Source organism: Streptomyces sp. NPDC060209, from assembly GCF_042728155.1.
GTDB lineage: Bacteria > Actinomycetota > Actinomycetes > Streptomycetales > Streptomycetaceae > Streptomyces.
This window is the reverse complement of sequence record NZ_JBHWZS010000049.1, coordinates 24,315-38,059: the sequence shown is the minus strand read 5'-3', so window position 1 is coordinate 38,059 and position 13,745 is coordinate 24,315. Positions and strand designations below refer to the sequence as shown.

10 protein-coding genes are annotated in these 13,745 nt (G+C 68.8%); 8 read left to right on the top strand and 2 right to left on the bottom strand.

Annotation, left to right across the window (positions count from 1 at the left end):
- Positions 1-238: 238 nt before the first annotated feature.
- The 3 genes from ACFWFI_RS12770 to ACFWFI_RS12760 all read left to right on the top strand — a co-directional run bounded on the left by ACFWFI_RS12770 (position 239) and on the right by ACFWFI_RS12760 (position 5,551).
- Positions 239-1,738, top strand: coding sequence for a D-ribitol-5-phosphate cytidylyltransferase (locus tag ACFWFI_RS12770; protein ID WP_387388469.1), 1,500 nt, complete (start codon positions 239-241; stop codon positions 1,736-1,738).
- Between the two features lie 226 nt (positions 1,739-1,964).
- Complete coding sequence (locus ACFWFI_RS12765) at positions 1,965-4,064, top strand: hypothetical protein (RefSeq protein WP_387388466.1); 2,100 nt, start codon at positions 1,965-1,967, stop codon at positions 4,062-4,064.
- A 257-nt stretch (positions 4,065-4,321) separates the two neighbouring features.
- Positions 4,322-5,551, top strand: coding sequence for a glycosyltransferase family 2 protein (locus ACFWFI_RS12760; protein ID WP_387388464.1), 1,230 nt, complete (start codon positions 4,322-4,324; stop codon positions 5,549-5,551).
- A gap of 31 nt (positions 5,552-5,582) precedes the next feature.
- Here the strand turns inward: ACFWFI_RS12760 and ACFWFI_RS12755 are convergent, their stop codons facing one another.
- A complete protein-coding gene (locus ACFWFI_RS12755) occupies positions 5,583-7,007 on the bottom strand; it encodes a polysaccharide pyruvyl transferase family protein (RefSeq protein WP_387388462.1) in 1,425 nt (474 codons plus the stop codon).
- A gap of 296 nt (positions 7,008-7,303) precedes the next feature.
- Between ACFWFI_RS12755 and proB the strand changes: the two genes are divergently transcribed.
- The 5 genes from proB (at position 7,304) to ACFWFI_RS12730 (ending at position 12,586) form a co-directional block, all read left to right on the top strand.
- The gene (gene proB / locus ACFWFI_RS12750; protein ID WP_387388461.1) at positions 7,304-8,422 is read left to right on the top strand and encodes a glutamate 5-kinase; all 1,119 of its coding nucleotides are present in this window, start codon (positions 7,304-7,306) and stop codon (positions 8,420-8,422) included.
- 131 nt (positions 8,423-8,553) lie between these two features.
- Positions 8,554-9,039, top strand: a complete 486-nt coding sequence (locus ACFWFI_RS12745; RefSeq protein ID WP_387388460.1) for a hypothetical protein — start codon at positions 8,554-8,556, stop codon at positions 9,037-9,039.
- Between the two features lie 120 nt (positions 9,040-9,159).
- Entirely contained in the window at positions 9,160-10,443 is a 1,284-nt protein-coding gene (locus ACFWFI_RS12740) for a glutamate-5-semialdehyde dehydrogenase (RefSeq protein WP_387388459.1), read from the top strand.
- 87 nt (positions 10,444-10,530) lie between these two features.
- On the top strand, positions 10,531-11,127 hold the full coding sequence (locus ACFWFI_RS12735) for an SCO2584 family spore wall biosynthesis protein (protein ID WP_387388456.1): 597 nt from the start codon (positions 10,531-10,533) through the stop codon (positions 11,125-11,127).
- 337 nt (positions 11,128-11,464) lie between these two features.
- Positions 11,465-12,586 carry an SCO2583 family membrane protein gene (locus ACFWFI_RS12730; protein ID WP_387388454.1) on the top strand — a complete coding sequence of 374 codons (1,122 nt, stop codon included), beginning with the start codon at positions 11,465-11,467 and terminating at the stop codon, positions 12,584-12,586.
- On the opposite strand, the gene ACFWFI_RS12725 is transcribed toward ACFWFI_RS12730, so the two are convergent.
- On the bottom strand, positions 12,519-13,673 hold the full coding sequence (locus ACFWFI_RS12725; protein ID WP_387388451.1) for a M48 family metallopeptidase: 1,155 nt from the start codon (positions 13,671-13,673) through the stop codon (positions 12,519-12,521). The two genes, ACFWFI_RS12730 and ACFWFI_RS12725, sit on opposite strands and share 68 nt — an antisense overlap.
- Positions 13,674-13,745: the final 72 nt, after the last annotated feature.

Below are 13,745 nucleotides of genomic sequence, written 5' to 3'. Positions count from 1 at the left end.
GTTTCACAGAGAACTGCCAGGTAGGGGCGGTACGGCGACCGGTGATGTGCGGATTGCGTAACACGTCTGTGGAGTCTGTCACTCCGGGTACGGGCCTCGAAGGGCCAAACCTGCCTGGCCAGGCGGTGAACGGCGGGTTTCCCAGGGGCGAGCGCCGGTAAACGTCCGCCTTGCGAGACGGTCACGGAGAGTGCGACCATCACACTGTTCCCCCCTGTCATCGCAAGGTAGGTCGTCTGTGTCTGTGCCGCATGAAGCCAAGCCCCGGACCACAGCGGTCGTGCTCGCCGGTGGGACCGGTCAGCGTGTGGGACTGTCGATCCCCAAGCAGCTGCTGAAGATCGCCGGTAAGGCAGTCATCGAGCACACGCTGAGCATCTTCCAGAACGCCGAGGGCATCGACGATGTCATCGTGCTGATGGCGCCGGGCTTCGTGCCCGACGTCGAGAAGATCGTCTCCAAGGCCGGGCTGACCAAGGTCATCAAGATCATCGAGGGTGGCAACACCCGGAACGAGACCACCGAGCGTGCCATCGCGGCCCTCGGCGAAGGGCTCGCGGAGGGTGAGGACCGCAACGTCCTCTTCCATGACGCGGTCCGTCCGCTTCTGTCACAGCGTGTCATCAAGGACTGTGTCGACGCCCTCGACCGCTACCAGGCGGTCGACGTCGCCATCCCCTCCGCCGACACGATCATCGTGACCCGGACCCACGGCGAGGACGGCGAATTCATCACCGACGTCCCGGACCGGTCCCGGCTGCGCCGCGGCCAGACCCCGCAGGCGTTCAAGCTGTCCACGATCCGCAAGGCGTACGAGGTCGCGGCCGGCGACCCGAACTTCCAGGCCACCGACGACTGCTCGGTCGTCCTTCGGTACCTCCCCGACGTGCCGATCTACGTGGTCGCGGGCGACGAGTACAACATGAAGGTGACCCAGCCGGTCGACGTCTTCATCACCGACAAGCTCTTCCAGCTGGCCTCCACCGCGGCACCGCGCCAGGCCGACGAGGCCGCCTACCGCGATCTGCTGTCGGGCAAGACGCTGGTCGTCTTCGGCGGTTCGTACGGCATCGGCGCCGACATCGCCACGCTGGCCGAGCAGTACGGCGCCAGCGTGTACGCGCTGGGCCGTTCCACCACGGGTACTCACGTCGAGAACCCGGAGCACATCGACGACGCGCTGTCCAAGGCGTACGCCGAGACCGGACGCGTCGACTACGTGATCAACACCGCGGGCGTGCTGCGCATCGGCAAGCTGGCGGAGACGGACAACACGACGATCCAGGAAGCGCTGAACGTCAACTACCTGGCGCCCGTCCAGATCGCCCGTGCCTCGTACAAGTACCTGGCGGAGACCCAGGGGCAGCTGCTGCTGTACACCTCCAGCAGCTACACCCGGGGCCGTGCCGAGTACAGCCTCTACTCCTCCACCAAGGCCGCGATGGTGAACCTCACGCAGGCGCTGGCCGACGAGTGGGCGGGCGAGGGCATCAGGGTCAACTGCGTGAACCCGGAGCGCACCGCCACCCCCATGCGGACCAAGGCGTTCGGCCAGGAGCCGGACGGCTCGCTGCTCTCCTCCGAGGCCGTGGCGCGCACCTCGCTGGACGTCCTCCTGTCCGCGATGACGGGTCACGTCATCGACGTACGGCAGCAGGACCCGACCCGCGATGTCACCGAAGCCTCTGGCTTCGAGCAGGCACTGGCCTCGGTTCTGGACCGTCAGGAAGATGTGTAATAATTCTTGACAAATGTACTTTTACGGGCCTCTGGGTTCACCGAAAGGTGAACCCAGAGGCCCGAGTGCGTGAAGCCGAATCTTCACATTTCCCTCTATACGTGAAACAACCGGCACCCCCTGGAGCAGGTTCTTCGTGATTTCGACAGCCATTCGCCTGGCCCGTGTGGGCAGTCGGGCAGAACTGTTGGCAGCAATACTGATGACGTTGGGATACCCCTGCGTCATGGTCGCCGCTCTTCTCCCCGATATCTGGTTCTTCGCGGCGGCCACGGCTGTCACGTACATCGCGGACTGGTATCTGCACCAGCGCGGCAGTTATCTGATCAACCGGCTCGGCAAGGTGCGGGCGGGACTGCCCATCCGCTTCCTGCTGCGCCAGCTGATGATCATCCTGTTGCTGGCCCGGCTGGACCTCGCCGAGGAACCGCTCTTCTACGCGGCAGTCGCGTGCTTCCTCCTCTTCTACGGTCTGCAGGCCCCGCACGGCGCGCTGACGACGTTGATCCGGCTGCGCCGCAGCCTGCCGATCGTCACCCGGAACGTGGACCTGCACGCCGTCCGCATCCCTGACGCCCCGCCGCGCGTGCTGCTGCACCGCTCCAGCGAGAAGATGCTCCACCTGGACCTCCCCGCGGTGGCGGGCGTCCTGGTCGCCGCGGGCACGGGCGAGGATTTCCTCGGGTACATCGGGGCCGGGGTGACGCTGCTGCTGGCCGTCGGCTACAACGCCCTGCTCATCCCGTATCTGCGCCGGAGCCGACGGGCGCCGTCGGCCCCTGTCGTGCTGAAGGCCCTGGACACCTGGCTGGGCGAGTACCAGCCGACCGTCGTGCTCTACTTCTCCGGCTCCAGCGAGTCTGCCTACCAGGGCAACATGTGGCTCGACACCATGGCCGCCGTCGAGGGCCGCCCGCTGATCGTCATGCGCGAGCGCAACCTGGTCTCGCAGCTCTCGGACACCTCCGTGCCCGTGGTCTGCGTGCCTGCCGGCACCCACCTGATGAACATGAACCTCTCCACGGTCCGTGTGTGCCTGTATCCGGCCAATGTCGGCAAGAACATCCACATGCTGCGCGTCCCGACCATGAAGCACGTGTTCATCGGCCACGGCGACAGCGACAAGCTGGCCAGCGTCAACCCGTACTCCAAGGTGTACGACGAGGTGTGGACGGCCGGCCGTGCGGGCCGCGACCGCTACGCCCTGGCCGATGTCGGAATCCGCGACGAGGACATCGTCGAGGTCGGGCGGCCGCAGCTGGCGCCCATCGAGAGCTGGACCGGCACGACGAAGAACCCCATCCCGACGGTGCTGTACGCCCCCACCTGGGAGGGCTGGGACGACAACCCCGGCAACACCTCGCTGCTGCTGGCCGGTGAGAACATCGTCCGCAGGCTGCTGAAGGCGGACAGCCCGGTCCGGGTCATCTACAAGCCGCACCCCTTCACCGGTATCCGCAGCGCCAAGGCCAGGGAGGTCAACGCCCGGATCAAGGCCCTGATCGCCAAGTCCACGCAGGAACGCGCCGCCGACCCGCGCTGGGCGAAGGAGGCCTCGGCGGCCGCTGCCGGGCAGAGCGCCGCCAAGTCGGAACTGGTTCGCGTCGGGGCCCGCCTGGCGGAGCTGGCGAAGCCCGGCCGGGCCGGGGGCGACGAGTCCGAGGAGTCGCGGGTCGCGCTCGCCGATCCGGCCCGCCAGGTGGAGATCGCCACCCTGCGGGCCGAGTGGAACGACGCCTACTGGCGCTCCTTCGGCTGGTGGGAGCACAAGACGGTCACCGGCGCGCAGCCGAAGCTGTACGACTGCTTCAACCAGTCCGACGCCATGGTTTCGGACATCTCCAGCGTGGTGTCCGACTTCATCGCGAGCGGCAAGCCGTACGCGGTCACGGACTCGGCGGAGCTCGGCGTGGACGAGTTCAAGCGCCAGAACACCGCTGTACGGGCAGCCGTCATCCTCTCCAACGGTGCGGACGAGATCGACGTGCTGCTGCGCGCGGTCGCCGACCCGGCGGCGGACCCGCTGGCCGAGGCCCGCCACGAGCTGAAGACCTACCTGCTGGGCCCGGACGAGCCGACCTCCATGGAGCAGTTCAACGCGGCCGTCCAGGTGCTCGCGGCCAAGGCCGAGGCCCGCAACGCGGGCGTCGCACAGCGCGTGGGCGAGCAGGTTCCCGCCCCGCTGCCCGACCCCGAGGCGGCGTCCAGCGGCGCCGGGGACGGGGCGGCGGAGATCGTCGCCGAGGCCGAAGCCGCGGTCGATCCCGATGTGCCGTCCCCGGACGCCGACGCGGGAATCGGTGCGGGTCCCTCGGCGATCCGCTGACCCCGGGTGTCCGGGCGACAGCGGGAAGTGACGCCGGTGCCCGGATGCGGAGCTGACCGCCAGGTGTAATCCAGCTGTCACTCAGTTGTTCGAAAGTAGTCCGGTTCGCGACGCAACCTACGCAACGGCCCGTCCGTCTCCTCCTACGGGAGGGGAACGTACGGGCCGTTCTGCGTGTCCGTGCGCGGAGCACGCCATGTGTCGTCGTTCCATCGTCTCTCCTGATTGATACGTATATGTGTGTGAACCGGGGAGAGATGAGTAGCAGCGCACCGGATGTGACCGTCATCATCGGCGCCTATCAAGCGATGCCCTACCTGATCCGTTGCCTGGAGTCCGTCGAAGCGCAGACGCTTCCGGCCGGGCGTATGGAGATCGTGGCCATCGACGACGGGTCGACCGACGGCACGGGGGAGTACCTGGAGGAGTTCGCGGCCCGGACCGCCATCGACATGCGTGTCGTCCGCCAGGAGAACTCCGGCGGTCCCAGCGGCCCGCGCAACCGCGGTATCGGCCTCGCCCGCGGCAGGTACGTCTTCTTCCTCGACGCGGACGACTACTTCGGCGAGGAAGCACTGGAGCGGATGGTCGCCATGGGCGACCGGGCCGGCACCGACGTGGTCCTCGGAAAGGTCGTCGGCGTCAACCGCGGTGCGGCGAAGTCGATGTGGAAGCAGACGGTCGAGCGGGCCGATCTCTACTCCTCCAACATCAAGTTCACCCTGAGTGCCCAGAAGCTGTTCCGACGGGACCTTCTCGTGCGGCTCGGCATGACCTTCGACGAAGGCCTCAAGACGGGTGAGGACGCACTCTTCACCATGGAGGCGTACCTGCGGGGCAACGGCGTCTCGGTCGTGGCCGACTACACCTGCTACTACCTGGTGGGCCGGGACGACGGCAAACACGTGACGAAGAGCGGCAGCTACGTGCTGCGCTTCGATTCGGCACGGGCGCTGATGTCCCTGATCGCCGCGCATGTGCCGCCGGGGCCGAAGCGGGACATCCTGATGGTCCGCCCGTTCGTCATCACCTTGCTCCCGCAGTTCGGACCGGCTCTGCTGCGCCAGTCCGACGAGGTGCGGAGGGAGAAGATGGAGCTGGCGGCGCCGCTGCTGGAGAGCTTCTGGTCGCCGGGTCTGGCCCGTCGCCTGAAGGTCAACGAGCGGCTCCGGCTGATCTGCGTCTCGAAGGGAAGGCTCGACCTGCTCCTGGACATCCTGCAGTTCATGAACGACAAGAAGAAGCCCCGGCCGGTCCGCAAGGGCCTTCGAGGCCGGCTGTACCTGGTCTACCCCCACTTCGGCGAGGGCGCGGAGCTGCCCCTGTCGGCGTTCGAGCTGACCGTGCCCGAATGGATCGGACGCAAGCGGATCGATGTGCCGGGGCGTCAGTCCCCTGCCGCCTTCCTGCGGCGGCTTGCGGGCAAGGCGCGCAGGACGGCCCGGTCCGCCGGGCTGCACATGCCGCGCCGCGCCCACAAGGTCTGAGACGGACGTGGGGCGGCAGCGGACATGATCCCTACTGTTCGGGGCGCAGCAGCCTCCGGACGGGACGCCCCACCACTCGTCGGGCGCGCCGGTAGGCGGACGGCCACGCCGCCGCCCCCTCGCCCGCCTGCACCTTGATGCTGACCGGGCCGGTCTTCTTCTCGAGCTGGCTGCGCAACTCGGCGTTCTGCGTGGCCAGCTCCTCCATCCGGCTCTGCATCCAGCCGAAACGGCTGCTCAGCGAATCGGGGTCGGTGTCGGTCCACGGACGGACGGCGGGAGGAAGCGCGAGCTTGGACACCTGCGCGTCGAACGCCTTGCCGCTGTCGCCGTGGTGGAAGGTGTTCTCCAGGCCGTTCTTCTCCATGAAGCCGGTGAAGCGGAGGAAGCGTTCCTTGTGGCCGTTCACCAGCTCGCCGAAGTCCGCCGCCTCGTACAGCTCGGCGGGGTCGATGTTCCTGGGCGTCTCGGAGATCTTGCGGTGCGGAATGCCGAAGTAGCGGCAGAGCTCCAGGGTCCGCGAGTCGCTGCAGAGCACAGTGCTCGGCACGCCGGCCAGCAGCGCCGCGATGTTCCCGTGGATGCGTGAGCCGAACGAGAAGTCGAACGCGCGAAGTTCATTGATCCAGGTGGGCGGGTCGACATAGAGCCGGACCTTGCCCTCGCGGTACATCGGGTGGGACGGATGGGTCGGCATCGAGGTCTGGGCGCCGATCGGGTTCGAGGTCTCCCGCCAGTGGAGCAGCTGGGCCTCGAGGAGGTTCTGCCCGATGAACCGCAGGTTCGGATAGCGCTCGTGGGCCTGCCGGATGATGGCGTCGAGGCCGTGCGAACGTACGGCGCTGTGCGAGCCGTTCACCGAGATCAGGGAGTCCGTGGTGAGCGACTCGGTCTTCTTCTCGAGCGTGAACGTCTCGCCGTGCATGAACATCGAAGGGCAGCCGATGACCTCGACGTCCCGGAATCCCATGTTCTTGAGGTACTGCTCGGTGAACTCGCCACGCACACCGATGGACGCGCTGCGGTTGAGCACCTCTGTGACGAATTCCCTGACCGTCGGCTCCATCGGCTTCAGCCGGGCCGCGTCGTACTTGAGGTCGGCCTGCGCGCCGACCCCCAGGACGACGACGGGGATGCGCAGCTTCTTGATCAGCTGTGTCATCCGCTTCAAGGGCCGCTCGAAGGTCGGACGGAAGGCGTTCGCCAGGGGCACGACGAATACGTCGAACTCCTCGTTGATGCGAGCGGCCGCCGACGGATCCGTGCGGATGCCGTTCGAGAAGACCTCTGCCCGCGGAGTCGTAAGGATCTTGTGGGCCGCGTCGCTGAAGATCAAGTTGCCCGCGTTGGTCGCGAAGACATCTCTGGCGAGGGACTGTTCGAGCGAAGCTACATCGAAGGGGCTTTTGCCCGATCTGAGGAGAATGCGCCTCTGGCGGGCCGGTTCATCTGTCACGTAATAGAGGGTAGCCCGATGAATGGCCGGTGGAGATTACGTAAATGACTCCATTCGGGGGTATGTCGGAAGGTGACTCGGAGTGGTCATTCTGCGTAGGGGCGTCTGCGCGGTGACAGCAGCTGAGACAGCGCGGTGCCGACCCAGCCCCTCGCGTAGATTGAGGAGAACCGAGCAGGACGACGTGATGGGGACGGGCGTACGTGTCAGGGGCAAGGGAATCCGAAGGCGCGGCAGGGGAACCCGAAGGCGCGCTCCGCACACCCTCAGGGGGCGGCGTGGGGCGGCGGCCGGGGGTGACCGACGCCCGCAGGATTGTCGTCAAGGTCGGGTCCTCCTCGCTCACCACCGCGGCAGGAGGGCTTGACGCCGACCGGGTGGACGCGCTCGTCGACTCACTCGCCAAGGTCAGGAGCGGCGGGGAGCGTGAGATCGTCCTCGTCTCCAGCGGCGCCATCGCGGCCGGTCTCGCCCCCCTCGGGCTGGTCCGCAGACCCAAGGACCTGGCCCGGCAGCAGGCGGCCGCCAGTGTCGGCCAGGGACTGCTCGTCGCCCGCTACACCGCGTCCTTCGCCCGCTACGGCATACGGGTCGGACAGGTGCTCCTGACCTCGGACGACACCAGCCGGCGCGCCCACTACCGCAACGCCTACAGCACGCTCGACCAGCTCCTGGAGATGGGCGCGTTCCCGGTCGTCAACGAGAACGACACGGTGGCCACGGACGAGATCCGGTTCGGGGACAACGACCGGCTCGCCGCACTCGTCGCCCATCTCGTCCATGCTGACCTCCTCGTACTCCTCTCCGACGTCGACGGCCTCTACGACGGGGACCCGAGCACACCTGGCACCTCCCGCATCGCGGAGGTGGGCGGACCCGCCGACCTGGAAGGCGTCACCATCGGCAGCGCGGGGAAGGCGGGTGTGGGCACCGGAGGCATGGTCACCAAGGTCGAGGCGGCCCGGATCGCCACCGCCGCGGGTATCCCGGTCGTCCTCACCTCGGCGAGCCACGTCGCCGACGCCCTCGCGGGGCGCGACACCGGCACGTACTTCCACCGCACCGGGCGCCGCTCGGCCGACCGGCTGCTCTGGCTGGCCCATGCCTCGACCCCGCAGGGCGCCCTCACCCTCGACGACGGAGCCGTGCGCGCGGTCGTGGAGCGCCGCACCTCCTTGCTGCCCGCCGGGATCTCCGCGGTCGAGGGCGAGTTCTCCGCGGGGGACCCGGTCGAGCTGCGGGACCCCGCCGGCCGCGCCGTCGCCCGTGGGCTCGTCAACTTCGACGCCAAGGAGATCCCCCAGCTGCTCGGCCGTTCCACCCGCGACCTCGCGCGTGAACTGGGCCCCGCCTACGAGCGGGAAGTCGTACACAGGGACGATCTCGTCGTCCTCACGCCCCGCCCGGCCCCCTGAAACGGCTGAAAGTCCAGCCTTCGGGCGGAGACCTTGACGAAAACCGCCCCACGCCCGGCCCCGGGCTGGTCAACTTTGTCACGGGGACACAAAAGGGGTCAGCACAGCTACGCATTCACAGGAGGCCGCCGGTGAGACGAGCGCGCCCGGGGGCACTGCCCCGCGGAACGGGCAGCCGCGCCCTGACCAGTGTCGGGGCGGGAGCCGACTTCGTCGGCACGCCCACCGACCAGACCCTCGAACAGGAACCGGTGGTGAGGGACGAGGAACTGACCCGCTCCAAGCTGTGGCACATCACCCTCAGTATTTCCGGCAGCGAGACGCCGCTGAAGGAGGTCAGACGCGGTCTGGAGCAGTTGGCGCATGATCACCCCTTCCTGCTCACCAGCCGGTATGCCAACGACCACGCGGAGATCCGCTACTGGGAAGAGGCCAGGGACCTTCACGACGCCGCGGCGGTCGCTCTGCGGCTGTGGGGCGAACACCGCTCCAGCGCGAAGCTCCCGCCCTGGGAGATCGTCGGCCTGGAGGTCATCGACCGGGAGACGTACCACCTGCGTATCGCCGAGGGCTACGGCCCGCCACCGGCCGCCCCCGTCGGGGTGCACCCGTACTGACCGGGCGGCTCCGACCGGTGCGCCCGTGCTGACCGGACCGGGTGCACAGGAACCGATACGGCTGTCTCGCATCACGGGATACGTGACGGATGCCCGCAGTGTGCGCACTACCCTGCGGGCATGACCACGCTTTCGCCGTACGACAACATGTCCCCGGTCGCCCAGGCCGCCTACCGGGCACGCGCCGCCGCCGACGACATCGCGCCACTCCCGCGCGCGGCGAAGGACGACGCCCTGCTGGCGATCGCGGACGCGCTCGAGGTGCGCACCAGCGAGATCGTCGAGGCCAACGCCGAGGACATCGCGAAGGCCAGGGAGGCCGGGACGAGCGAGTCGATCGTCGACCGGCTCACGCTCACCCCGGAGCGGATCCGCGCGATCGCAGCGGACGCGCGTGACGTGGCGGCGTTGCCCGACCCGGTGGGCGAAGTGGTCCGGGGCTCCACCCTCCCCAACGGCATCGATCTGCGTCAGGTGCGGGTGCCGCTCGGGGTGGTCGGCATCATCTACGAGGCCCGGCCCAACGTGACGGTCGACGCCGCCGCGCTCTGCCTGAAGTCGGGCAACGCGGTGCTGCTGCGCGGATCGTCCTCGGCGTACGCCTCGAACCTCGCACTCGTGCGGGTGCTCCGTGACGCGGTGGGCGGGTCCGGTCTCCCGGCGGACGCGGTGCAGCTCGTCCCGGGCGAGAACCGCGATTCGGTGCGCGAACTGATGAGGGCCCGAGGCCTCGTCGACGTACTGATCCCGCGCGGCGGCGCCTCCCTGATCCGCACGGTCGTGGAGGAGTCGACGGTCCCCGTCATCGAGACCGGCACCGGCAACTGCCATGTGTACGTCGACGCGCAGACCGATCTCGGCATGGCCGTCGAGATCCTGGTCAATTCCAAGGCACAGCGCCCGAGCGTGTGCAACGCCGCCGAGACCCTCCTGGTCCACAAGGACATCGCCGCGGACTTCCTGCCCCTGGCCCTGGACGCGCTGGCCGAGGCCGGGGTGACCGTGCACGGCGACGAGCGGGTGCTCGGGTACGCCGAGGGGTCCAAGGCCACCGTGGTGGCGGCGACGCCGGAGGACTGGGAGACCGAATACCTCTCGTACGACATCGCGGCCGCGGTCGTGGAGTCCCTGGAGTCCGCCGTGGCGCACATCCGGCTCTGGTCCTCCGGTCATACCGAGGCGATCGTCACCACGTCGCAGGCCGCTGCCCGTCGGTTCACCCAGTTGGTGGATTCCACGACGGTCGCCGTGAACGCGTCCACGCGCTTCACGGACGGCGGCCAGTTCGGATTCGGCGCCGAGATCGGCATCTCCACGCAGAAGCTGCACGCCCGTGGACCGATGGGGCTGCCGGAGCTGACGTCGACCAAGTACATCGTCACCGGCGACGGCCACATCCGTTAGAGGGCATCCGCCGGCGGTGCTCCCGGCGGGGTGGGCGAGTTTGCGGGCTCTCTGCCCAAAACGCCCCGCCGGGGCTACGCTGAAGCTGTGCCGGACGACGTGGGGGGCAGGCCGTTCCCGGACGGCTGGGAGCCCGACGACGACCGCGGGGGCGCGGACGAGGACTTCGCCTCCGTGGTGTTCGACGAGGACTTCGTCAGGTCCGCCGAGATCCACGAACCCACCGCGGTCGAGCGTCTGCTGGCCGCCGCGCAGGCCCGCGCCGAGGCCGAGGCGAGCAGGGCGCGTTCGGGTGGCGGCGCCCTGGACGACGACCTCTACGATGACTACGGCCCGGATGGCGTGTACGGCCGCGAGAGGGCCTTCGGCGACTCCCACGACCCTGATGACCCCGATGCCGCCTACGACGACGACAGCGGCCCCTACGGGCGTCATGGCGGCTCCTTGCGCCCCTACCGGGGATCGGCTCGCTGGCACCGGCCGGTCGCCTGGCTGCTCGCCTTGCTGATGGGAATCGGGATGGTGGCGCTCGCCTTCAGCGCCGTGTACCGCGGGGCCGCGGGCAACCGGCAGGAGCAGGCGCCGCCACCGGTGACCAGCGGCGTCGACAAGCCGGGTGCGGTCCCTTCAGCCTCGGCGGACTACTCCCGCCCCGCGGTTTCCGCGGTTCCCCGCACGCCTTGAACCGCCGCGGGGTGAGCCGGGGCCCGGTGGCCCGACGGCCGTCGGGCTGCAGGCCGGCCGAACGGGGCTGAGCCCGGAGGCGGGGCCGAGAGTCCCGCGGCCGCCCTCCCGGCCGCGCTCCACCTGCGCTCCCACCTGCGGGGCGTTTACCTTGATGAGGATCGACCCAATCTGAAGGTATGACCTTGTGACCCCTCCTCCCGTCCCCGTCCCCGGGGAGAGGGCCAGCCACTTGTCCATGTGTCGAACCCGTGACGGACAGGTCCGCCCGATGCCAAGCGGCTGAGGCGGATCCCAGCGCCAGCCCCCGCCGGTGGCGCGGAGATCGGGAGAAGTCATGACAGGCCGCGGAGAACCGCCGGAAGGTCCGCCCGAGAACCCCTCGGGCGGGGAGGACGAGTACCGCTCACTCGTCTTCGACGAATCGTTCGTCCGTGCTGCCCGGCTGCAGGAATTCTCTGCCCAGGAACGCATGGGTCAGCACGCACGCGCCGTGCGCTCCCTCCCCGGCCGTGGCACCCGCAGGCACCGGTCGAGGGCCGGTATCGCTCTCGTCGTACTGATCGCGCTGGCGTTCGCGACCGCCGTCTACATCGGCTTCCGCAACCCCTATCCGACGCCCGTCGGCAGACGCGCCGAACCGCTCCAGACCACGGTGATCCCACTCGCCCCCAAGGGGCCCGTACCCGGAGGGACCGCCGAGTCGCTCCTCGACGACGGCTCGGCCGCGGCGTACCGCACGGGAGCCTCGGGCATCAACCTCCCGTCGGTCCGGCGGACGAAGAACTTCTCGGACAGCCAGGTGACCATCGCCCTGACCACTGTCAAGGACTACCTGGTGGGCTCGTCCCTCGACCCCGACGTACTCACCGGCGGGGTGGTCCGGCCGGTCGGGCGGCTGCTCGACCCGGATCAGACCGCGCAGTTCGACCGGAGTATGGACTCACCGGCTGACGACGGTGAGCACAGCGCGACCGGCTGGCTGGTGCGCTTCGACCCGGCCGACGTGGAACTGGCCGACCCCGACATCCGGGTCCACGGCACCCTCTCCTACGCGGAGGCGGGGGCGGACACCCTGGAGGTGGTGTCCGACCACACCTTCACGTACGCGCTGAGGCCCGCCGTGGCCGGCCCCCACCGGGCCGACGGAGCCTCGTTGTTCACCGTGCGTCGCGTCCTGCACTTCCTGCTCGACCGGGAAGACATCCGGCTGCACCGGCTCGAAGTCCGCAGCGCCTATGTCCAGGCCGGTCCGCAGTCGTGCTCGGCCGTGACCACGGGAACCCTGCGCCCGCTGCTCGCGGGCGAGCGTGCGGACACCCGGGGCCCCACAGGCACCGACCCGTACGCCACGGGCGTGCCGGCGGCGGCGCTCTGCGGCACGCTGGCCATCACGTCCCCGACTCAGGGCCCTCCTCCGGGTCCGGACGCCTCCAGGTCCCTTCGGAGCCGTCCGTAGTGCCCGAGCCCGTCGAGCCGCCCTTGTCACCCTTGCCCGCGCCGCCGCCGGCAGCGCTTCCGCCGCCCGCGCCGGTGAACTTGTCCCGGAGCTTGCCTCCCAGGTCGCCCGCGCCGCCCGCGATGTCACCGACGAGCTTCATCAGCGGGTCCTTGCTGGTGCGCACCGTGTCGGCGTAGTGCGCCGCGGATTCGCGGAAGGAGTCCGTGACCGACGTGTCCTTGTCCTCGTCGCGCTTGGGGTAGTGGCCGTCCATGATGCGCTGGAAGTCCCGGCTCTCCGACCACTTCTTCAGCTCGGCAGCCCGGACCGTGGTGAACGGATGCGTCCGGGGCAGAACATTGAGGATCTTGAGCACGGAGTCGCGGAGGTCGCCGCTCTTCTCGTACTCGTCGGCCTGGGCGAGGAAGGCGTCCACATTCATCTCGTGAAGATGATTGCCGCCGGCGATCTTCATCAGCCCTCGCATCGAGGCACGCAGATCCTGCCCCACCAGCAGCCCGGCCCGGTCGGCGGACAGCTCCGACTTGCGGAACCACTCGCGCAACGCGGTCACGATGGCCATGATCGCGATATTGCCGAGCGGGATCCACGCCACCTTGAGCGCGAGATTGGTGAGGAAGAGCAATATCGTGCGGTACACCGCGTGACCGGAGAGGGCATGGCCCACCTCGTGGCCGACGACGGCCCGCATCTCCTCCTCGTCGAGCAGCTCCACCAGCCCCGTCGTCACCACGATGATCGGCTCGTCGAGGCCGATACACATGGCGTTCGGCTGCGGGTTCTGGGTCACGTACATCGGCGGGACCTTCTTGAGGTCCAGGATGTAACAGGCGTCCCGCAGCATGTCGTTGAGATGCGCGAACTGGGCGTCGCTCACCCGGACGGAGTCCGACAGGAAGAGCAGCCGCAGGCTGCGCTCGGGAAGCAGGCCGCTCAGCGCCTTGAACACGGTGTCGAAGCCGCTCAGCTTGCGCAGGGCCACCAGGGCCGAGCGGTCCGCAGGGTGCTCGTAGGCCCGCGAGGAGATGTCCGGGAATCGCTTGCGGTGCCTGCTCGGCACGCTCTCGTGACTGCTGTCGGTCATGGATGCCCCCTGTTCGTACGAGACGTTGCTCGTCCCCCTGACAAAAGCCAGCGTATGCGCTGGCGCTACGGT

Coding starts and splice junctions, on each gene's coding strand:
- ACFWFI_RS12765 (WP_387388466.1), top strand. CDS start 1,965: ATGGTCGCCGCTCTTCTCCCCGATATCTGGTTCTTCGCGGCGGCCACG.
- ACFWFI_RS12760 (WP_387388464.1), top strand. CDS start 4,322: ATGAGTAGCAGCGCACCGGATGTGACCGTCATCATCGGCGCCTATCAA.
- ACFWFI_RS12740 (WP_387388459.1), top strand. CDS start 9,160: ATGACCACGCTTTCGCCGTACGACAACATGTCCCCGGTCGCCCAGGCC.
- ACFWFI_RS12730 (WP_387388454.1), top strand. CDS start 11,465: ATGACAGGCCGCGGAGAACCGCCGGAAGGTCCGCCCGAGAACCCCTCG.
- ACFWFI_RS12725 (WP_387388451.1), bottom strand. CDS start 13,673: ATGACCGACAGCAGTCACGAGAGCGTGCCGAGCAGGCACCGCAAGCGA.